The organism is Streptomyces sp. SPB074 (assembly GCF_000154905.1).
Classification (GTDB): domain Bacteria; phylum Actinomycetota; class Actinomycetes; order Streptomycetales; family Streptomycetaceae; genus Streptomyces.
Genome location: NZ_GG770539.1, coordinates 5,938,908 through 5,958,054, shown reverse-complemented (window position 1 = coordinate 5,958,054; position 19,147 = coordinate 5,938,908). Strand labels below are relative to the sequence as shown.

Here is a 19,147-nt window from a genome sequence, read left to right as displayed (position 1 = left end):
AACCGGTGGGGTTTCAGCTCACGCGCTGGGCCAGGCGCAGCAGGTGGTCGGCGAGTTGCTGGCCGCCGGCCGGGTCGCGGCTGATCAGGAGCAGCGTGTCGTCGCCCGCGATCGTGCCGAGGATGTCGTGCAGTTCGGCCTGGTCGATGGCGGAGGCGAGGAACTGGGCGGCGCCGGGCGGGGTGCGCAGGACGACGAGGTTGGCGCTCGCCTCGGCGGAGATGAGGAGTTCCGCCGAGAGCCTGCGCATCCGCTCCTCCTTGGCGGACTCGCCGAGGGGGGCGCGCGGGGTGCGGAATCCGCCCTCGCTCGGTACCGCGTAGATGAGGTCGCCGTCGTTGTTGCGGATCTTCACCGCGTTGAGCTCGTCCAGGTCCCTGGAGAGGGTGGCCTGGGTGACGGTGAGCCCGTCGTCGGCGAGCAGCTTCGCCAACATGCTCTGGGAGCGGACCGGCTGCCGGTTGAGGATGTCCACGATCCTGCGATGCCGCGCGGTGCGCGTCTGCGGCACCGCGGGCCCGGCCTGCTCGTTGTCCTGCGTCTGATCCGCGTGACTCGCCTGGCTCATCGTCGTCCCATTCTCATCGGCCCGCGTGCGTCCCTTCTCCCGCCGCCGCGTCCAGCACCCCGGGGAGCGCGGCCAGGAAGGCGTCCGCCTCGGCCTCGCCGAAATTCAGCGGCGGCATGAGCCGTACGACGTCGGGGACCGCCGCGTTGACAAGGAGCCCGGCGTCCTGGGCGGCCCGCTGCACCTGGGGGGCGCGCGGCTCGGTGAGCACGATACCCAGCAGGAGCCCGGCGCCGCGGACCCGGCCGACGAGGGGGTGCCCGAGTTGCTCGATTCCCTCGCGCAGCCGCTCCCCGGTGCGCTTGGCGCGGTCGAGGAGGTGTTCGTCCTCGATGGTGTCGAGCACGGCGAGCCCGGCGGCGCAGGCGACGGGGTTGCCCGCGAAGGTGGAGCCGTGGCGGCCGGGGGTGAGGAGGCCGGCGGTCTCGCCGAAGGCGAGGACCGCGCCGAGCGGGAGGCCGCCGCCGAGCGCCTTGGCGAGGGTGACGACGTCGGGGTCGATGCCCTCCTCGGCCTGGTGGGCGTACCAGTGGCCGGTGCGCCCGACGCCGGTCTGCACCTCGTCCAGGACGAGGAGGGTGCCGGTGGCGCGGGTGATCTCGCGGGCGGCGCGCAGGTAGCCGGGGGGCGGGACGACGACGCCGTTCTCGCCCTGGACCGGCTCGACGATGACGAGGGCGGTCTCCTCGGTGACGGCGGCGCGCAGCGCCTCGCTGTCGCCGTAGGGGACGAAGGTGACGTCGCCGGGGAGCGGGGCGAAGCCGTCCTGTTTGCCGGGCTGTCCGGTCAGGGACAGGGCGCCCATGGTGCGGCCGTGGAAGCCGCCGGTGGTGGCGACCATGTGGCGGCGCCCGGTGAGGCGGCCGATCTTGAAGGCGGCCTCGTTGGCCTCAGCGCCGGAGTTGCAGAACAGGACGCGCGCGGGGCGGCCCGCGTGCCGCACGAGGCGTTCGGCGAGGGCGACGGTCGGCTCGGCCATGAAGAAGTTGGAGATGTGGCCGAGCGAGGCGATCTGCTCGCTGACGGCGGTCACGACGGCCGGGTGGGCGTGGCCGAGGGCGTTGACGGCGATACCGCCGACGAGGTCGAGGTAGGGGCGGCCCTCGGTGTCGTAGACGGTCGCGCCCTCGCCGCGGGTGAGCGCGAGGCGGGGGGTGCCGTAGTTGTTCATCAGCGTGTGCTGCCAGCGCTCGGTCAGGGGCTGCGGCTGCTCGGCGCCGGGCGGGGACTGCGGCTGCTCGGTGGCGGTCACGGTTTCTGCCTTTCCGTGGCGGGCTCGGCGGTGGCCGGCTCGGTGGCGGCCCGCGGGTCGTCGTCCACGACCATCGTGCCGATGCCCTCGTCGGTGAAGATCTCCAGGAGGATGGAGTGCTGGACGCGTCCGTCGATGACGCGGGCGGTGCGGACGCCGTTGCGGACGGCGTACAGGCAGCCCTCCATCTTCGGGACCATGCCGCTCGCCAGCTCGGGCAGCAGCTTCTCCAGCTCGTTCGCGGTGAGGCGGCTGATGACCTCGTCGCTGTGCGGCCAGTCCTCGTAGAGGCCCTCGACGTCGGTGAGGACCATCAGCGTCTCGGCGCCGAGGGCGGCGGCGAGCGCGGCGGCGGCGGTGTCGGCGTTGACGTTGTAGACGTGGTCGTCGTCGGCGCTGCGGGCGATCGAGGAGACGACCGGGATGCGGCCGTCGTCCAGCAGCGTCTCGATGGCGCCGGTGTCGATCGCGGTGATCTCGCCGACGCGCCCGATGTCCACCAGCTCACCCGCTATGCGCGGGAAGTGCTTGGTCGCGGTGATGGTGTGGGCGTCCTCGCCGGTGAGCCCGATGGCGAGCGGGCCGTGCTGGTTGAGCAGGCCGACCAGCTCGCGCTGGACCTGCCCGGCGAGCACCATGCGCACGACGTCCATCGCCTCGGGTGTCGTGACGCGCAGGCCCGCGCGGAACTCGCTGACCAGGCCCTCCTTGTCGAGCTGGGCGTTGATCTGCGGGCCGCCGCCGTGCACGACGACGGGGCGCAGCCCGGCGTGCCGCAGGAAGACGATGTCCTGGGCGAAGGCGGCTTTCAGCTCCGCGTCCACCATGGCGTTGCCGCCGAATTTGATGACGACGGTCTTGCCCTGGTGACGGGTGATCCAGGGCAGGGCTTCGATCAAGGTCTGCGCCTTGGGGAGGGCGGTGTGCTTGCGGGTCGCACCGGCGGCGGGCTGGGTCACAACACTCGTCTCGCTCTCGTCGCCCGGCTCGCTCGCCGGGCCGGGGGCGCTGGGCTCGCTCATGAGGAGTACGCGCTGTTCTCGTGGACGTAGTCGGCGGTGAGGTCGTTGGTCCAGATCTCGGCGGAGGCGTCCCCGGCGGCGAGGTCGGCGGTGATGACGACCTCGCGGTAGCGCATGTCCACGAGGGTGCGGTCCTCGCCGACGGAGCCGTTCTTGCAGACCCAGACGCCGTTGATGGCGACGTTGAGGCGGTCGGGCTCGAAGGCGGCGTCGGTGGTGCCGATCGCGGACAGGACGCGGCCCCAGTTGGGGTCCTCGCCGTGGACCGCGCACTTGAAGAGGTTGTTGCGGGCGATGACGCGGCCCACCGTGACGGCCTCGTCCTCGCTCGCCGCGTTCACGACCTCGATACGGATGTCCTTGCTCGCGCCCTCGGCGTCGCGGACGAGCTGGAGGGCGAGGTCGGCGCAGACCTCCCGTACCGCCGCGGTGAACTCGTCCTGGGCGGGGGTCGTGCCGCTCGCGCCCGAGGCGAGCAGGAGCACGGTGTCGTTGGTGGACATGCAGCCGTCGGAGTCGACGCGGTCGAAGGTGACGCGGGTCGCGGCGCGCAGCGCGGTGTCGAGCGCGCCGCTGTCGAGGTCGGCGTCGGTGGTGAGGACGACGAGCATCGTGGCGAGGCCGGGGGCGAGCATCCCGGCGCCCTTGGCCATGCCGCCGACGCTCCAGCCGTCCCGTCGCGCGAGGGCCGTCTTGTGAACGGTGTCGGTGGTCTTGATCGCCAGGGCGGCCTTCTCGCCGCCGTGCTCGCTGAGCGCGGCGACGGCGGTGTCGATGCCGGGGAGCAGCTTGTCCATGGGCAGGAGTTCACCGATGAGACCGGTGGAGGCGACGGCGACCTCGCCCGCCTGGTGGCCGAGGGCTTCGGCTGCGCGCTCGGCGGTGGCGTGGGTGTCCTGGAAGCCCTGGGGGCCCGTACAGGCGTTGGCGCCGCCGGAGTTGAGGACCACGGCGGAGACCTGGCCGCCCTTGAGGACCTGCTCGGACCACAGGACGGGCGCGGCCTTGACGCGGTTGGACGTGAAGACCCCGGCGGCGGCCAGGCGCGGCCCCTGGTTGACGACGAGGGCGAGGTCGGGCTGTCCCGACGACTTGATCCCGGCGGCGATGCCCGCCGCCGTGAATCCCTGGGGTGCGGTGACGCTCACGGTGTCTCAGGTCTCCTTGGGCTTGTTCCGCGCGGCGGTGCGGAGGGTGGCGCGCAGCCGGTTCGTCAGCAGGGTGATCAGGGGCGCCCCGGCTCCGCGCGGGGTCCGGCGCGGGGGGCGGGTGCGGGTCATGGCGCGATCCCGGCGGCAGGCAGGCCCGTGGTCTCGGGGAGGCCGAGGGCGAGGTTCATGCTCTGGATCGCGCCGCCCGCCGTGCCCTTGGCGAGGTTGTCGATCGCGGCGAGCACGAGCACGCGCCCGGCGGCGGGGTCGTGGGCGACCTGGAGCTGTACGTGGTTGGAGCCTAGGACGGCACCGGTGTTCGGCCACTGGCCCTCGGGCAGCAGGTGCACGTACGGCTCGTCGGCGTACGCCTTCTCGTACGTCTCGCGCAGCCGTGCCGCGTCCACGCCCGGCTTCGCCTTCGCGCTGCACGTGGCGAGGATGCCGCGCGGCATGGGGGCGAGGGTGGGGGTGAAGGAGACGGTGACGCGGTGGCCCGCGGCGGCGCTGAGGTTCTGGATCATCTCGGGGGTGTGCCGGTGGACGCCGCCGACGCCGTACGGGGACATCGCGCCCATGACCTCGCTGCCGAGCAGGTGCGGCTTGGCCGCCTTGCCCGCGCCCGAGGTCCCGGAGGCGGCGACGATCACGGCGTCGTCCTCGACGATCCCGGCCGCGTAGGCGGGGACGAGGGCGAGCGAGACGGCGGTGGGGTAGCAGCCCGGCACGGCGATGCGGCGGGTACCGGCGAGCGCGGCGCGGGCGCCGGGCAGTTCGGGGAGGCCGTAGGGCCAGGTGCCGGCGTGCGGGGTGCCGTAGAAGGTCTCCCAGTCGGCGGCGTCCTTGAGCCGGAAGTCGGCGCCCATGTCGATGACGAGGACGTCGTCCCCGAGTTGCGCGGCGACGGCGCCGGACTGGCCGTGCGGGAGGCCGAGGAAGACGACGTCGTGCCCGGCGAGGCTCTCGGCGCTCGTCGCTTCGAGGACGCGGCCGGCCAGCGGCGCCAGGTGCGGCTGGAGCGCGCCGAGGCGCTGACCGGCGTTGGAGTTCGCCGTGACCGCGCCGATCTCGACCCCGGGGTGGGCGAGAAGCAGGCGCAGCACCTCTCCGCCCGCGTATCCGCTCGCTCCGGCGACTGCCGCTCGTACCGTCATGGGTGACCTCCTCCTGAGAGCATGACTATACATTCACCCGTAGATCTATGCAATAAAGTATGCGGAGGGCGGGCACGCGGGAGCGCGCCCCCGGCCGGACCCTCCCGGCCGGACAAGCTTAGGTGAGCCTAACCTTCGTGGCGAGGGTGCCGGGACCGGCCGGGGGACACAGGCCCCTCGGGCTCGTCCTGCCGCCGTCCCGCCCGGCCCTGTCGGTGCGCCCCGCTAGCCTCCGGCCATGACTCCTCCCGCAGCGCCCGCGACACCGCTTACCGACTTCGCCACCTGGGAACCCCTGTCCCGGCTCCTGTGGGAGCGGTGCGCCGGGACGGGCGGCGAAGGGCCCTTCGAGCGGTCGGGGCAGCTGAGCCGGGGCGCGTGGAGCCTGGGACCCGGCGGCAGTGACTTCTCCCGGGAGCTGCGGGCGGTCGAGCCCGTCCTCGCGGCGCTCGCGGCGAGCGCGACCGCCGAGGTGGCCTTCGTCGCACGGCTCACGGCCTCCGGGGCCGTCACGCTGCGCCTGTTCCTCCCCTCCCCCGCCGTCGAACCGGGCATCGCCTCCGCCCACCCCGGCGCGCTGCTCCTGGTGGAGGGGGCGGTCCCTGAGCCGTGGCGGCGCCTGCCGGAGCCGGTGCCGGGAGCGGTCGCCTCGCCCTCGGCGGACGCCGCGCGCCTCACCCGTACGCTCCGCGCCCGGCTGCCCGGCGCGACCGGCGCCGACGCGGGCGCCCTCGCCGCCGCCGAGGCCCGGCTCGGCAGGCCCCTGCCGCCCGAACTCCGCGCGCTCTACACGGTCGTACGCGGCGAGTGGCGGGACGTCGCGGACGACCCGGAGGCCGCCGAGCGCGTCCACGAGGCGGTGTCCTGCGAGCTGCTGCCGCTCTCCGAGGTGTACGTGGCGGACGCCGCCTCGCGCCCGTGCCCCTGGGTCTTCGGCGCGATGGAGGCGGTACTGACCCCGCCGGACGCGGCCGTGCAGGGTCTCCCGGGCTCGCCGGGCTGGCTCGTCTTCGGGGACAACGGCGGCGGCGACCGCCTGGCCGTGGACCTGACCCCGGGGCCCGGCGGGCACGTCGGGCAGGTCGTCCTCATCGGCCACGAGGAGAGTGTGGGCGCGGAACTCCTCGCCGGCTCGCTCACCTCGCTCGTGCTGCGCGCGGGGGAGGAGGAAGAGGAGGACGCGGGGCCGCGTGCCGGGCAGGTGGAGTGCCCGGAGGTCGCGTACGTCAACGCGAGGGGCGTGCCGAGTGTCGCCGCCGCCGCGCACCCGGCGCTGGAGGTGCTCTCGCTCGGCCGCTGGGAGAGCCCGCCGACGAGCCTCGCCCCCGTCCTCAATCTCCCCCGGCTGCGGTCGCTGTCGGCGGGGCCCGGCACGCTCGCGGACCCGCTGGAGATCGGGCGGCTCGACGGCCTGGAGTTCCTGCGGCTGCCGCCCGCCGAGTGGCGGGCGCTCCTGGCCGCGGACGCCGTACCGCGTGGCCTGCTCGCGGCGGCGATCGAACCCGGCCGCGCGGACAGCCCCCTCGCGACCGTCGCCCTCGCCAACGAGATCCTGGGCAGCAGGGGACGGCCGCCGATCGTGGAACAGGTGGTGTCGGGGACGCTCGCCTGAGGCGCGGGGGCCGGCGCCGGACGGGGTTCGGCGGGCCGGGGAAAACGCGTTCGCCGCTCCGCCCGCCGCCGCGTTACGCTCGTTTCCATGAACGTCACCGGCCCACGCACCACCGCGACCGCGCGAGCGCCCCGCTCCCCGGTCGCCGCCGCCTGACGTACCCCCTCATTTCCACCGGCGACCGGAACACGGTCCCCGGTGGTTCCTCGCGTCCCCGCGAGGCGCGCGTCTCCCGCGGTCCGTGCTCCGGCACCCGCACCGCGAAGGAGACCGCCGTGCGCACCCAGCTCAACACCGAAGAGATCAGCCGCCGTTTCACCGGGTTCTACGAGGAGCGCGGCCACGCCCGGATCACCGGCTCGACGCTGCTTCCGCCGCCCGGTGACGACTCCGTGCTCTTCACCACCTCAGGGATGCACCCGCTCACCCCCTACCTCGAAGGCCGTCCGCACCCGCTCGGGCGACGGCTCGTGAACGTGCAGCGGTGCCTGCGCACGACCGACCTGGAGGAGGTCGGCGACCCGACGCACCTCACCGTCTTCGAGATGCTCGGCACGTGGTCGCTCGGCGACTACGAGGGACCGCGCAGCCTGGAGTGGGGGTACGAACTCCTCACGGACGGCCTCGGGATCGACCCCGGCCTCCTGCACACGACCGTCTTCGGCGGCGACGACCGGGTGGGCCCCGATCTCGCCTCGCTGGAGGTGTGGGAGCGGCTGGGGGTGCCAGTCGAGCGGTCCGTCGAGGACAACTGGTGGTCGAACGGGCCGACCGGCCCCTGCGGGCCCGACTCGGAGATCTTCCTGTGGACCGGGGACGGGCCTCCCGAGTCCACGCCGACCGGGGACGAGCGCTGGGTCGAGGTGTGGAACCACGTCATGATGCGGCACCGCCGCCTCCCCGACGGCTCCCTCGTCCCGCTCCCGCAGCGCAACGTGGACACCGGGCTGGGGCTCGAACGGCTCGCCTCGCTGCTCCAGGGAGAACGTTCTGTCTTCGACGGTGACGTCTTCGCCCCGTGGCGGCGGCTGCTGCCGCCGCTGTGGGGGCTCGGCGAGACCTCGCTGCGGCTCGTGAGCGACCACGTCCGCTCGGCCGTCGTCGTCATCGGGGACGGCGTACGGCCCGCCGCCACCGGCCGCGGCTACGTACTGCGGCGCCTGGTGCGACGGGCCCTGACGACCCTGTGGCGGACCGATCCCTCGTACGGCTTCGGGGAGTTGCCCCGCGAACTGGTCACGGGGACGCTCGCCCACTTCGGGCAGGGCGAGGAGGACCCGGAGACGGTGCGCCGGGTGCTGCGCACCCTCGGCGACGAGGAGGCCCGCTTCCGCTCCCTGCTCGACCGGGGCCGCCGCGTCCTCGCCGCCCCCCGCTACCGCGGCCCCCTCACCGAGGACGACCTGCACTACCTCCACGACACCCACGGCCTCCCCCGCGACCTGGTCCAGAGCCTGCGGGAGGAGACCGCCTGAGCGGAGCGGACGGGCGGCGGTGGACGGGCGGCGGTGGACGGGCGGCGGTGGACGGGCGAGCCCGGCCGCGTGGCCCGGCCGTCAGGCGGCCGGGGCGGGGTGGCCTCCGTCGCCCTCCAGGACGTGGCGGTGCTCCGGGGCGCCGTCCTCCTCCTCGGTCACGGTGACGTCCATCGTGCCGTCGCCCGTGGTGTCGAACTGGTAGAGGTCGGCCTTGCCGTCGCCCGTCGTGTCGGTCACCCACACGTCGGGCTTGCCGTCGCCGTTGGTGTCCGCGCTCAGCAGCACGTGGTCCTCGGTCGTGTTCTCCGTGTCCATGGGGCCCGGTTACCCCGTCGCGCGGGCGGGACGCACGGTGAGTGGTCACGGGCCGTGCTCCTGGAGTAGGAAGGGGACATGCCCGACGCCCGGCCCGCGCCGCCCGCCCCCGCGCTCCCGACCGTTCCCGTGCCCGATCTGCTGGCCTACCTCGCGGGGAGCTGGCGCGTCGCGCGCACGGCCGAGGACCGGCACACCAATACGCGCGGGCACTTCACGGGCACGGCGGACTTCACCGCGCTGCCCGGCGGCGGACTGCGCCACCACGAGGAGGGCGCCTTCACCTGGGACGGCGTCACGCGCCCCGCCCACCGCACCCTGCGCTGGCTGCCCGGCACCAGGGGGCCGGCCTCGGCGCGCGTCACCTTCGAGGACGGGCGTTTCTTCCACGACATCGATCTGCGCACGGGGCACGCCTTCGCCGACCACCCCTGCGCGCTCGACCTCTACCGGGGCGAGTTCACCGCGAGCGGCCCGGACCTGTGGAGCGTGGTGTGGCGCGTCGCGGGGCCCGCGAAGGACCTGGTACTGCGCGCGGAGCACACCAGGGGGGCCGCGTCCACACCGTGAAACCCGCTGGTCGGCGTCGAGCGGGCCTTGCCAGACTGCCCGCATGACGACGTACACGGACCTGCCCGCCGCTCCCCTCCCGCCCGGTCATTTCGTCTCGGACGCGCCGGATTTCCTCGATCTCGCCCGCGTGCACCACTGGCTCTCCACCGATGCCTACTGGGCGCTCGGCCGCAGTCTGGAGAAGCAGCGCGCGGCCGTCGCGGGATCGCTCAACTTCGGTGTGTACGAGGACGTGCCGGAGTCCGGGGGCACGGTGCGGCGCGAGCAGCGGGCCTACGCGCGGGTCGTGACCGACCGCGCCACCTTCGGCTGGCTCTGCGACGTCTACGTGCCGCCCGAGGCCCGGGGCCGGGGGCTCGCGAAGGCCCTGCTCGCGGCCGTCCGGGCCCGGATGGCGGAGTTCGGGGTGCGGCGCGTACTGCTCGTCACGCAGACCGCGCAGGAGCTGTTCCGCGCGGTGGGGTACGAGGAGGTGGAGCCGGGGAAGTGGATGATCCTTTCACTGGAGTGAGCGGGGACGGGGCGGCGCCCGCCGCGACGGCGGCCCGGCCGCTCAGCCCCGCACCGCCGCGTACGCCTCCGCCAGTCTCCTGACGCCCTCCTCCAGTTCGTCCCCGTCCGCCACTCCCCCGTAGCTGATCCTGAGGTGCGGGCGGTCCGGTTTCGGCCGGGTGGTAGGCGCGGCCGGGGGCGACCGCGACGCCCCGGCGCAGCGCCTCGGCGGCGAGCGCGTACTCGTCGGTGCCCTCGGGGAGCGGGAGCCAGAGGTGATAGCCCCCGGTGGGCGCGCGGGCGGGCAGCGCCTGTGGCAGCCGGCGGGCGAGGGCCGTCGTGAGCGCGGCCCGCCGTGCGCCCAACTCGGCGGCCACGCTGCGGAGATGACGCGGCCAGGACGGGGAGCCGACGAGTTCCAGCGCGGCTTCCTGGAGCGGGCGCGGCACGAAGAAGTGGTCCACGACCTGCACCGCGCGCAGCCGTTCCAGGACCGGGCCGCGCGAGAGCACGGCGGCGACCCGCAGGCTCGGCGCGGTGACCTTGGTGAGCGAGCGGATGTGCACGACGACGCCGTCCGGGTCGTCGGCGGCGAGCGGCGGGGGCGGGGGGCCCGCGTCGGCGTGGCCGAGACGGCGGGCGAAGTCGTCCTCCACGACGAAGGCCCCGGCGGCGCGGGCGGCGGCGAGGAGGACGGGGCGGCGCGCGGGCGCGAGGACGGCGCCGGTCGGGTTCTGGTGGAGCGGCTGGCAGACGAGGACGCGCGCGCCGCTCGCGCGGAACGCCTCGGCGAGCAGGTCGGTACGGAGCCCGTCGGCGTCCACGGGCACGGGGACGGGCCGTTGCCCGGCGGCGCGCAGCACGGCGAGCAGGCCCGGGTACGTGGGGGACTCCACCAGGACGGGCGCGCCGGGCGGGGCGAGCGCGCGCAGGACGCCGCTGAGCGCGGACTGGCCGCCGGGGCTCACGAGCGTTCCGCCCGGTCCGGGGCCGCCCGCGCCGTCGGCCGCGAGGTCGCGCGCGAACCAGGCGCGCAGTTCCGGCAGTCCCTCGGCGGGCGGGCGGCCCCAGGCGCCGGGGCGGCGGCCCGCGCGGGCGAGCGCGGCGGCGAGGGCGCGTTCGGGGCGCAGCGCGGGGTGGAGGTAGCCGCCGTTGAACTCGACGACTCCGGCTGGCGGTTCGGCGAGGGTGGCGAGGACGCCGCTCGCGTCCACGGCGCGGGGCAGGCCCTCGAGCGAGTCGGCGCTGAGCGCGAGGTGCTGCCAGGAGGTGTCGCCCTCGGCGGCGGGCGCGGCCTTCACCGCACGGTAGGCGCCGGCGCCGGGGCGGGTCACGAGCAGTCCTTCGGCGGCCAGCCGGGCGAGGGCGCGCGAGACGGTGACGGGGCCGACGCGGTGCCGCGCGACCAGTTCCCGGCTCGACGGCAGCTTTCCACCGGACGGGTAGCGGTCGAACTCGGTACGGAGGAGATCCGCCAACTCCCCCACGCTGCTACGCTCGTGCATGAGACGTGACAATAGCGCTACCCGTTCGTCCACGGTAGCGGTCAGCCGGCAGGCCGACCGCCCCGCCGCCCGGCAGGCCCGCTCCGGCCTTCTCCTCGCCGCGCTCGGCGTGCTGTGCTTCTCGCTCACCTTCCCCTCGACGGTGTGGGGCCTGGAGAGCTTCGGCCCGTGGTCGCTCGTGTGCCTGCGCTGCGTGCTCGCGGCGGCCGTCGCGGGGGCCTTCCTGTGGGCGGCGCGCGCCCGGGTCCCGGCCCGCGCGCACCGGGCGGGGATCGCGGTCGTGGCGGGGGGCGGCGTGCTCGGCTTCCCGCTCTTGACGACGCTCGCGCTCCAGACCTCCACGTCGGCCCACTCTGCGGTCGTGGTGGGCCTGTTGCCGCTCACGACGGCGCTCGTGGCCGCCGCGCGTTCGGGCGTGTGGCCGCCGCGCTCCTTCTGGCCGGCGGCGGGGGCGGGCGCGGCGATCGTGCTGGCGTTCACGCTGGCGCAGGACGGGGGCGGGCTCACGCGCGCGGACGTGCTGCTCTTCGCCGCGCTCCTGGTGTGCGCGGCGAGTTACGCGGAGGGCGGGCGGCTCGCGGCGGTCCTGCCGGGCTGGCAGGTGAGCGCGTGGGCGCTCGTGGCGTGTCTGCCGCTGACGGCGGCGGGCGCGGTGGTGGCGCTGTGCCTGGAGCACCCGGTGCGGTGGAGCGGGCACGGGGTCGCGGGGCTCGTGTGGGTCTCGGTGGGCTCCACCTTCGTGGGGCTCTTCGTGTGGTACCGGGGCATCGCGGGGACGGGCGTGGCCCGCGCGAGCCAGCTCCAGCTCGCGCAGCCGCTGCTGACCCTGCTGTGGTCGGTGACGCTGCTGGGCGAGTCTCTTCCCGCCGCCGCGCCGCTCGCGGCGGTGGGGGTGGTGCTGTGCATCGCGGGGACGCAGTGGGCGACCCGGACTCCCCGCCCGGCACCCGCCGCCCCGCGCGGGGAGTCCCCGGACACGGCCGCCTGACCCCGGCGACCCCCGCCCCACCTCGGCAACCGCCGCCGCTGAACCCGGCGACCCCGCCCCCTACCCCCGGCGCGGCGCGCGTTCCCCGTAGTGGTCGCGCACGACGCGGCTCATCGCGCCGAGCGGGTCGGCCGCGACCTCCTTGGCGGCGAAGTAGGCGTGGCCGCGCACCTCGGGGATGCGGGCCGTGAGGTCGAGGTGGCGGGAGAGTTCGGCCGGGTCCTGCCAGGCGGCGGGCTGCGCGGGGTCGCCCGCCTTGTACAGCGCCTCGCCGAGGTAGAGGTCCACTCCCGTGCCGCGTACCGCCCCCGCCCACCAGCGGGCCAGGGTCGCGTAGTCGGCGGCGCGGAAGCCGATGTTCCAGTAGAGCTGGGGCACGATGTGGTCGATCCAGCCCTCGCGCACCCAGCGCAGGGTGTCGGCGTACAGGTCGTCGTAACTCTGCACCCCGGCGGTGGTCGCGGAGCCGCGCGGGTCGGTGCTCGCGTTGCGCCACACGCCGAAGGGGCTGATGCCGAAGCGGACACGCGGCTCGAGGCGGCGCAGGCGGGCCCTCGTCTCGCGCACGAGCTGATCGGTGTTGTGACGGCGCCAGGCGGCCCGGTCGGGGAAGCCGCCGCCGTACAGGGCGAAGGCGCGGTCGTCGTCGAAGGGCGCTCCGGCCACCGGGTACGGGTAGAAGTAGTCGTCCCAGTGCACGGCGTCGATGTCGTAGCGCGCGACCGCGTCGAGCATCGCGTCCTCGACGTACCGCCGCACCTCGGGCAGCCCGGGGTTGTAGTACAGCTGCCCCTGGTAGGTGACGACCCAGTCCGGATTGATCCTGGCCGGGTGGGTGGGCACGAGACGGGCCGGGTCGTCGTGGACGGCGACGCGGTACGGGTTGAACCAGGCGTGCAGTTCCAGGCCGCGCTTGTGGGCCTCGCGCACCGCGAAGCCGAGCGGGTCGTAGCCGGGGTCCTTGCCCTGTTCGCCTGTGAGGAAGGCCGACCACGGCTCGTAGGGGGAGGGCCACAGGGCGTCCGCCGAGGGGCGCACCTGGAGGATGACGGTGTCGAGGCGGCGCTCGACGGCGGTGTCGAGGTGACCGAGCAGTTCGTTCTTCTGGACCTCGGCGGGGAGTCCCGGGGCCGAGGGCCAGTCGCGGTTCGTGATGCTCGCCACCCACACCCCGCGCATCCCCCGCCCGCGCGGCGGACGGCCCCCGCCGTGCCCCGGGCCGCCCGGGAGGGCGGCGCCCGTCGTGCCGAGAGCCGCCACCACCCCAGCGGCGAGGGCGGTGAAGCCTCTGCGGCCGAGCGTTCCCCTGTCGTCCATCCGGTACCTCCGCGCTCTCGGTTGTCGCGTACGTCACAGGCGTACGCCCCACTCCTGCCCTCCCCTGGGGAACCGCCACACCTTGACCGCGCGGTAACGTGCACGCCTGGGCGGCGGCGCCCGGTGCGCCGCGCGCGAGGCCGTGAGGCTCGTGGGCGGTGGCGGAGTGCGCCGTGACGGCGGCGCCAGGCGTGCGGCCGTGCCGCGGCGCGGGACGGCGTCGCGGACGCGAGGCGGCGACGTGTCGCGGGCCGCCCCAGAACTTCATCCCCGGACGGCGAGAGGCACCAGGTGACGGACTTCAAGGCCGATGTGGCACGCGTCGGAGTGGTCGGCTGCGGCCAGATGGGCGCGGGTATCGCGGAGGTCTGCGCGCGCGCCGGTCTCGACGTGAGGGTGGCCGAGACCACCGGTGACGCCCTGGAGTACGGCCGTACCCGGCTCAGCAACTCGCTCGCCAAGGCCGCCGAGCGCGGCAAGCTGACGGCCGAGGAGCTGGCCGCGACGCAGTCCAGGCTCAGCTTCACCACCGACCTCGGCGAGTTCGCCGACCGCGACCTCGTGATCGAGGCCGTCGTGGAGAACGAGCAGGTCAAGACGGAGATCTTCCAGGTCCTGGACCAGGTCGTGACCCGCAAGGACGCGATCCTCGCCTCCAACACCTCCTCGATCCCGATCGTGAAGCTCGCGGTGGCCACCTCGCGCCCCGACCACGTCATCGGCATCCACTTCTTCAACCCGGCCCCGGTGCAGAAGCTCGTCGAGCTGATCCCGGCGCTCACCACCTCCGAGGGCACCATCAGCCGCGCCCACGTGTGGGCCGAGAAGGTGCTCGGCAAGCACGCGATCCGCGCCCAGGACCGCTCGGGCTTCGTCGTGAACGCGCTGCTCGTCCCGTACCTGCTCTCGGCGGTCCGCATGTTCGAGCAGGGCATCGCGAGCCGCGAGGACATCGACAGCGGCATGGAGCTGGGCTGCGCCCACCCGATGGGCCCGCTCAAGCTCGCCGACCTCATCGGCCTCGACACGATCGTCTCGATCTCCGAGGGCATGTACGCGGAGTACGCGGAGCCCCTGTACGCGGCCCCGCCGCTGCTGCGCCGCATGGTCGAGGCGGGCCGCCTCGGGCGGAAGTCGGGCTCCGGGTTCTACGCGTACCAGTAGACCGGGGCAGGACCGGACGGGACGGAGGGCCCGGACGGGAGTCGGCAGGGCGGGACGGGGCGCGGGCCCGAGGCTCCGCGCCCCCCCGCTTTTTATCCTCCGCACGCGGCCCCCTCCCCTTGCTAGCCTCCCCGCCACCAGGGGAGACGCCCACTGGTGACGAGGTGGGGAGCGTGGCATGGGTACGTGGACGGAAGACGTCTTCGCCGAGACGGAGCTGGTCTCCGGGAATCTGCGGCTGCGCGCCTTCGACGCGGGGGACGTCGAGGACGTCCGGCTGGGGTGTTCCGACGAGGAGACCCAGCGCTGGCTGCCGCTGCCCCGTCCGTACGACGCGGAGGTGGCCCGGAGCTGGTGCACGGACCTCAGCCACCACCTGCGGACCTCGGGCGAGGGCATCCAGTGGGCGATCACCGATCGCGAGAGCGGCCGTCTGCTCGGCGCGACCGGGCTCAACCGCACCGACTGGCGCGGCCTCGTCGGCGAGGTCGGGTACTGGGTCGCGCCCTGGGCCCGGCGGCGGGGCGTCGCGGTCGGGGCGACACGGGCGGTGGCCGGGTGGCTGCTCGGCGAGCGCGGTTTCGAGCGCCTGGAGCTGCGGGCCGCGACGGGGAACCACGCCTCGCGAGCCGTCGCGGAGCGGGCCGGTTTCGTGCGGGAGGGCGTGCTGCGCAACGCGGGGCACGTGCACGAGGGCCGCGTCGACACCGTGCTGTACTCCCTGATCCCCTCGGACGGGGTCGTCCTCCCGAAGGTGGAGGCGCGGACGATCACGGACTGAGCGCCCGAAAGGAAGGCCCCCGGCGCCCTTGAAAGGGACATCCGGGGGCCTTCCGCGCTACCGGGGCCTCGCCCTCTTACGGGGCTTCGACCGTGGCGCGCGGGTCAGCTCTCCTCGGGCGGCGCGCCCCGGCCGGGGCCCGCCGAGCCGTCGTCGTAGTCGACGCGCTCCTTGCGCACGGAGTCGCTGATCTCCTGTTCCTCGGTGACCCGCTCCGCCTCCAGGCGGACGCGCTCGACGGCGACCGCCTCCTTGCGGATGACCGGGCGTTCCGCGTGCAGCGTGACCTCGGCGTTCTCCTCGCCGATGGACGCGTCCACCGCGTCGCCCTCACGGATCGGTTCCCGCACGAGCCTGGCCTCTTCGTGACTGACCGGGATCGTCGTCGTGACGTTCTCGGTCACCACGACCTTGTGCAGCCGGGCCCGGCCGGACTCCTCCTCCTGCGTACCGACCCGCAGGCGCTCCTCGGAGCGGATCATCTCCTCGCCGGGTTCCCCCTCCCAGGAGCTGCGCGCGCCGGCGCCCGCGAGTTCGCGCCCGGTGCTCTCGCCCGTCGCCTCGTTCGGATTGGCCGGGCCGAGCCCGGAGCCCGCGCCGCTCATCCCCGCCTGGCCGGCGGAGGTCGTGCGCGCCGGGGAGGTGCCGGCGGCGGGCTCGTCCTCCAGGTCCATCCCGCCGGGCGCCGCGGCGCCCTCCCCGCTCTCGCCCCCGCCGGACATGCCGCCGGTCGCCGTCATCCCGTAATGGGCGTACAGCTCCTCCTCACCGGCCGCGTCCAGGTGCTGCCCGGCGTCGAGACGGGGGGCGTCCTTGATCGCGTTCTTGTCGTGGTCCAGGTGCAGCCCCTCGGCGTCCGAGTGCGCACCTTCCAGCGGGACGAAGCTCTCCTTCATCCCGAACAGACCCGTCTTCACCGTCACCCACTCCGGGCGGCCGGTGCGGTCGTCGCGGTAGACCTGCTCGACGCTGCCGACCTTGGCCCCGTCCCGGTCGTACGCGGTCAGGCCCACGAGCTGGTCCACGCTGAGGAAGCCCTCGTCTGAAGTCATGAGTGCCCTCTTCCTGCGAGAGCGCGCGGCGGAGGGGCCGGGGTCCCCTCCACGAGAGACACGCGCCACTCCTTCCATGCGGCGCGCTCCGGCCCGATCCGGCAACCGAGGAAGGCGTTATCGGAGCGAAATACTCCATTGGACCGATACGCCGCAAAAGGGGTTTATCGCGCGGAAGGCTTGCGGCGGCCGGGCGACGGGGACCTGCTCCGGCGCGCGGCAGCGGGGTGTCACCGCCGGTCCCGCAGGGTCACGGCGGCGCGGGGCGCCGTTACGGCGCCACGGCCCGGGCGACCGCGTCGCGCAGGAACTCCTTGCGGCGCGCGTGCTCGGCCTCCGGCTCCTCCGCCGTCGCCGCCCAGACGTTGCTCACCGGGGACCAGGCGCAGGCCATCGCGATGACGAGGGCGAGGACGTCGTAGGGCTCCCCCGCCCGCAGCCGCCCGGCCTCCTGGGCGCGCCTGAGCGCGGCGAGCTTGGTGCCGTGCTCCGGGTCGTCCAGCAGCAGCCCGGCGGAGCGGCGCTCCAGGCGCGTCCAGGCGATGAGCCGCACGAGGTCGGGGCGGAGCAGGTTCCGCTCGTAGATGCCGACCGCCCAGCCCGGCAGGTCCTCGGCGTCGAACGGGATGCTCGCGGTGATGTCGCTCGTGCGGTCGGCGATCACGGCGGCGAAGAGCCCGTCCTTGTTGCCGAAGTACCCGTAGAGCTGCGCCTTGTTGGTGCGCGCGGCGGAGATGATCCGCTCGATCCTGGCCCCGGCGATGCCGCGCAGGGCGAATTCCTCGGTCGCCGCGTCGAGGATGCGGCGCCTGGTCGCGGCGCCGCGCGGCGTACTGGGCAGCTCGGGCATGGGGTCACGGTAGCAAACAGAACAGTTGGTTTGCTTTTCCCCGCGGAGCGCCTACGCCGAAACAGACCGAACAGTCTGTCTTTGGAGTTGTCCATGCGTTCCACCCCTGCCTGGCAGCACCCCCTCGGCGCCCCCGCCCTGGAGCGCGTCACGATCGAGCGGCGCGAGCTGCGCGCGGACGACCTCGCCGTGCGCGTCGAGTACTGCGGGGTCTGCCACAGCGACCTGCACCAGGTCAACGACATCGCCGGGCGGCGCACCGGCCCGCTCGTGCCCGGGCACGAGTTCGTCGGCACCGTCACGGAGACCGGCGCGGACGTGACCGGCTTCGCGCCCGGCGACAAGGTCGCGATCGGCACGATCGTCGATTCCTGCGGGACCTGCCCGATGTGCCGGGCCGGGCGCGAGAACTACTGCGCCGAGTTCCCGACCGTCACCTACGGCGCGGCCGACCGCGTGGACGGACTGCCGACCCACGGCGGGTACAGCCGCGAGTACGTGCTGCGCGAGAAGTTCGCCCACCCCCTGCCCGCCGGGCTCGACCCGGCCGCCGCCGCTCCGCTGATGTGCGCGGGCATCACGGTGTGGGAGCCGCTGCGGGCGGCCGGCGTCGGCCCGGGGAGCAAGGTCGCGGTCGCGGGGCTGGGCGGGCTCGGCCACCTGGGCGTGAAGCTCGCGGTCGCGCTCGGCGCCGAGGTCACCGTGCTGAGCCGGACGCCGGACAAGGCCGCCGACGCCGCGAAGCTCGGCGCCCTCGCCCTGCTCGTCACGGATGACGAGGCGGCGATGACGGCCGCGCGGGGGCGCTTCGGCCTCGTGCTCGACACGATCTCCGCCCCGCACGACGTGAACCGGATGCTCTCGACGGTCGCCGTGGACGGCACCCTCAGCGTCCTCGGCTTCTTCGGTGAGGCCCCGGTCCAGCTCATGGGCCTCCTGCTCGGCGCCAGGAAACTCAGCTCCTCGGCCACCGGCGGTCTCGCCGAGACCGCGAGGATGCTGGAGTTCTGCGGCGCGCACGGCATCACGGCGGATGTCGAGGTACTGCCCTCGGCCCGCGTGAACGAGGTGCTGGAGCGCCTGGAGCGCGGCGACGTGCGCTACCGCTTCGTCCTGGACTCTCGGACCTGGACGAGGAGCACGCGCGGGTCGTCTGAGGCAACCCCGGGGGGTGCACGGCCGGTACGGGCGAGAGCCGCCCCCACGCCCCTACCGGCCCGCGCCCCGCCTCCACCCCGGCTCCCGCCGCTCACTCCTCGCGCAGCCGGTGCAGCAACAGCAGGGCCGCCGCCATCGTGGCCGCGGGGACCTGGCCCTGGCTCACGAGGTCGGGGACGAGTTTGAGCGGGACCCACTCGCGGCGCGAGGACTCGAAGCCGTCGACGGGCTCGCCCGTCCACTCGGCGCTCTCGCCCCAGTAGACGTGGTGGACCGCGTCGCTCAGCCCGTTCGACGGTTCGGCGCTCAGCAGGTGCTGGAGGGGGCCGGGGCGCCACCCCGACTCCTCCTCCAGTTCCCGCGCGGCGGCCCGCTCGGGGTCCTCCCCGACCTCGACCACACCGGCGGGCAGCTCCCAGCCCCAGGTGTCGGTGATGAAGCGGTGCCGCCACAGGAGAAGCACCTCCTCGGCCGCGTTCACGACGGTCGCCGCGGCGACCGGGCGCTGGCGGATCAGGAAATGGTCGAGGTGGCGTCCGTCCGGCAGCTCCACCTCGGCGAGGTGCACGCGGAACCAGCGGTTTCCGTACACGAATTGTTCGCTCTGCTTCGTCCAGCGCACGTTTCTGCCACCTTTCATGAGGAGGTGGCACTATCGCAGTCCTCGCCGCGTGCGAGGCGGGCGCCCGGGCCGCTCACCGGAGCACGGCGGGCG

Annotated in this window: 18 protein-coding genes and 2 pseudogenes; 8 read left to right on the top strand and 12 right to left on the bottom strand. The window is 74.4% G+C overall.

Annotation, left to right across the window (positions count from 1 at the left end; genetic code table 11):
- Positions 1 to 13 precede the first annotated feature (13 nt).
- The 6 genes from SSBG_RS25200 to argC are packed head-to-tail and all read right to left on the bottom strand — an operon-like array spanning position 14 to position 5,147.
- Positions 14 to 568, bottom strand: a complete 555-nt coding sequence (locus SSBG_RS25200; RefSeq protein ID WP_008748888.1) for an arginine repressor — start codon at positions 566 to 568, stop codon at positions 14 to 16.
- A gap of 13 nt (positions 569 to 581) precedes the next feature.
- Positions 582 to 1,820: an acetylornithine transaminase gene (locus SSBG_RS25195; protein WP_008748887.1), complete on the bottom strand. Its 1,239-nt coding sequence runs from the start codon at positions 1,818 to 1,820 to the stop codon at positions 582 to 584.
- Positions 1,817 to 2,842 carry an acetylglutamate kinase gene (gene argB, locus SSBG_RS25190; protein WP_008748886.1) on the bottom strand — a complete coding sequence of 342 codons (1,026 nt, stop codon included), beginning with the start codon at positions 2,840 to 2,842 and terminating at the stop codon, positions 1,817 to 1,819. Before argB ends, SSBG_RS25195 begins: the two co-directional genes overlap by 4 nt.
- Positions 2,839 to 3,990 (bottom strand): bifunctional glutamate N-acetyltransferase/amino-acid acetyltransferase ArgJ, encoded by a 1,152-nt coding sequence (gene argJ, locus SSBG_RS25185; protein WP_008748885.1) that lies wholly within the window; start codon positions 3,988 to 3,990, stop codon positions 2,839 to 2,841. The genes argB and argJ overlap by 4 nt, the downstream gene beginning before the upstream one ends.
- A 6-nt stretch (positions 3,991 to 3,996) precedes the next feature.
- Positions 3,997 to 4,122, bottom strand: a complete 126-nt coding sequence (locus SSBG_RS35500) for a hypothetical protein (protein WP_008748884.1) — start codon at positions 4,120 to 4,122, stop codon at positions 3,997 to 3,999.
- Positions 4,119 to 5,147: an N-acetyl-gamma-glutamyl-phosphate reductase gene (argC, locus tag SSBG_RS25180; protein WP_008748883.1), complete on the bottom strand. Its 1,029-nt coding sequence runs from the start codon at positions 5,145 to 5,147 to the stop codon at positions 4,119 to 4,121. Before argC ends, SSBG_RS35500 begins: the two co-directional genes overlap by 4 nt.
- Before the next feature lie 238 nt (positions 5,148 to 5,385).
- On the opposite strand from argC, the gene SSBG_RS25175 reads away from it, so the two are divergent.
- Positions 5,386 to 6,759, top strand: coding sequence for an SMI1/KNR4 family protein (locus SSBG_RS25175; protein ID WP_008748882.1), 1,374 nt, complete (start codon positions 5,386 to 5,388; stop codon positions 6,757 to 6,759).
- Between the two features lie 275 nt (positions 6,760 to 7,034).
- Complete coding sequence (locus SSBG_RS25170; protein ID WP_008748881.1) at positions 7,035 to 8,234, top strand: alanine--tRNA ligase-related protein; 1,200 nt, start codon at positions 7,035 to 7,037, stop codon at positions 8,232 to 8,234.
- Positions 8,235 to 8,315: 81 nt separating this feature from the next.
- Here SSBG_RS25170 and SSBG_RS25165 read toward each other — a convergent pair whose 3' ends face one another.
- Complete coding sequence (locus SSBG_RS25165; protein ID WP_008748880.1) at positions 8,316 to 8,552, bottom strand: hypothetical protein; 237 nt, start codon at positions 8,550 to 8,552, stop codon at positions 8,316 to 8,318.
- A gap of 78 nt (positions 8,553 to 8,630) precedes the next feature.
- On the opposite strand from SSBG_RS25165, the gene SSBG_RS25160 reads away from it, so the two are divergent.
- Both SSBG_RS25160 and SSBG_RS25155 read left to right on the top strand, forming a co-directional pair.
- Complete coding sequence (locus tag SSBG_RS25160; protein WP_008748879.1) at positions 8,631 to 9,122, top strand: DUF6314 family protein; 492 nt, start codon at positions 8,631 to 8,633, stop codon at positions 9,120 to 9,122.
- A gap of 43 nt (positions 9,123 to 9,165) precedes the next feature.
- On the top strand, positions 9,166 to 9,636 hold the full coding sequence (locus SSBG_RS25155) for a GNAT family N-acetyltransferase (RefSeq protein WP_037870597.1): 471 nt from the start codon (positions 9,166 to 9,168) through the stop codon (positions 9,634 to 9,636).
- A 42-nt stretch (positions 9,637 to 9,678) separates the two neighbouring features.
- Here the strand turns inward: SSBG_RS25155 and SSBG_RS25150 are convergent.
- Positions 9,679 to 11,122 (bottom strand): annotated as a pseudogene (locus tag SSBG_RS25150) (PLP-dependent aminotransferase family protein).
- On the opposite strand from SSBG_RS25150, the gene SSBG_RS25145 reads away from it, so the two are divergent.
- Entirely contained in the window at positions 11,121 to 12,110 is a 990-nt protein-coding gene (locus SSBG_RS25145; protein ID WP_037870594.1) for a DMT family transporter, read from the top strand. The pseudogene SSBG_RS25150 and the gene SSBG_RS25145 sit on opposite strands and share 2 nt — an antisense overlap.
- Positions 12,111 to 12,170: 60 nt before the next feature.
- On the opposite strand, the gene SSBG_RS25140 is transcribed toward SSBG_RS25145, so the two are convergent.
- The gene (locus SSBG_RS25140; protein WP_008748875.1) at positions 12,171 to 13,427 is read right to left on the bottom strand and encodes a glycoside hydrolase family 10 protein; all 1,257 of its coding nucleotides are present in this window, start codon (positions 13,425 to 13,427) and stop codon (positions 12,171 to 12,173) included.
- 291 nt (positions 13,428 to 13,718) lie between these two features.
- On the opposite strand from SSBG_RS25140, the gene SSBG_RS25135 reads away from it, so the two are divergent.
- Positions 13,719 to 14,591, top strand: a complete 873-nt coding sequence (locus SSBG_RS25135; RefSeq protein ID WP_008748874.1) for a 3-hydroxybutyryl-CoA dehydrogenase — start codon at positions 13,719 to 13,721, stop codon at positions 14,589 to 14,591.
- A 178-nt stretch (positions 14,592 to 14,769) separates the two neighbouring features.
- The gene (locus tag SSBG_RS25130; RefSeq protein WP_008748873.1) at positions 14,770 to 15,372 is read left to right on the top strand and encodes a GNAT family N-acetyltransferase; all 603 of its coding nucleotides are present in this window, start codon (positions 14,770 to 14,772) and stop codon (positions 15,370 to 15,372) included.
- A 104-nt stretch (positions 15,373 to 15,476) separates the two neighbouring features.
- Here SSBG_RS25130 and SSBG_RS25125 read toward each other — a convergent pair whose 3' ends face one another.
- Positions 15,477 to 16,424 (bottom strand): PRC and DUF2382 domain-containing protein, encoded by a 948-nt coding sequence (locus SSBG_RS25125; protein WP_008748872.1) that lies wholly within the window; start codon positions 16,422 to 16,424, stop codon positions 15,477 to 15,479.
- A gap of 271 nt (positions 16,425 to 16,695) precedes the next feature.
- Complete coding sequence (locus SSBG_RS25120; protein ID WP_008748871.1) at positions 16,696 to 17,274, bottom strand: TetR family transcriptional regulator; 579 nt, start codon at positions 17,272 to 17,274, stop codon at positions 16,696 to 16,698.
- 93 nt (positions 17,275 to 17,367) lie between these two features.
- On the opposite strand from SSBG_RS25120, the pseudogene SSBG_RS25115 reads away from it, so the two are divergent.
- Positions 17,368 to 18,431, top strand: a pseudogene (locus tag SSBG_RS25115) (NAD(P)-dependent alcohol dehydrogenase).
- A gap of 92 nt (positions 18,432 to 18,523) precedes the next feature.
- Here the strand turns inward: SSBG_RS25115 and SSBG_RS25110 are convergent.
- On the bottom strand, positions 18,524 to 19,054 hold the full coding sequence (locus SSBG_RS25110; protein WP_037870592.1) for an NUDIX hydrolase: 531 nt from the start codon (positions 19,052 to 19,054) through the stop codon (positions 18,524 to 18,526).
- Between the last annotated feature and the right edge of the window lie 93 nt (positions 19,055 to 19,147).

Bases quoted from the DNA above. Each gene is read 5' to 3' on its own strand.
- SSBG_RS25200 (WP_008748888.1), bottom strand. From the start codon at position 568: ATGAGCCAGGCGAGTCACGCGGATCAGACGCAGGACAACGAGCAGGCC.
- argB (WP_008748886.1), bottom strand. From the start codon at position 2,842: ATGAGCGAGCCCAGCGCCCCCGGCCCGGCGAGCGAGCCGGGCGACGAG.
- SSBG_RS35500 (WP_008748884.1), bottom strand. From the start codon at position 4,122: ATGACCCGCACCCGCCCCCCGCGCCGGACCCCGCGCGGAGCCGGGGCG.
- argC (WP_008748883.1), bottom strand. From the start codon at position 5,147: ATGACGGTACGAGCGGCAGTCGCCGGAGCGAGCGGATACGCGGGCGGA.
- SSBG_RS25175 (WP_008748882.1), top strand. From the start codon at position 5,386: ATGACTCCTCCCGCAGCGCCCGCGACACCGCTTACCGACTTCGCCACC.
- SSBG_RS25165 (WP_008748880.1), bottom strand. From the start codon at position 8,552: ATGGACACGGAGAACACGACCGAGGACCACGTGCTGCTGAGCGCGGAC.
- SSBG_RS25160 (WP_008748879.1), top strand. From the start codon at position 8,631: ATGCCCGACGCCCGGCCCGCGCCGCCCGCCCCCGCGCTCCCGACCGTT.
- SSBG_RS25155 (WP_037870597.1), top strand. From the start codon at position 9,166: ATGACGACGTACACGGACCTGCCCGCCGCTCCCCTCCCGCCCGGTCAT.
- SSBG_RS25145 (WP_037870594.1), top strand. From the start codon at position 11,121: ATGAGACGTGACAATAGCGCTACCCGTTCGTCCACGGTAGCGGTCAGC.
- SSBG_RS25140 (WP_008748875.1), bottom strand. From the start codon at position 13,427: ATGGACGACAGGGGAACGCTCGGCCGCAGAGGCTTCACCGCCCTCGCC.
- SSBG_RS25130 (WP_008748873.1), top strand. From the start codon at position 14,770: ATGGGTACGTGGACGGAAGACGTCTTCGCCGAGACGGAGCTGGTCTCC.
- SSBG_RS25125 (WP_008748872.1), bottom strand. From the start codon at position 16,424: ATGACTTCAGACGAGGGCTTCCTCAGCGTGGACCAGCTCGTGGGCCTG.
- SSBG_RS25120 (WP_008748871.1), bottom strand. From the start codon at position 17,274: ATGCCCGAGCTGCCCAGTACGCCGCGCGGCGCCGCGACCAGGCGCCGC.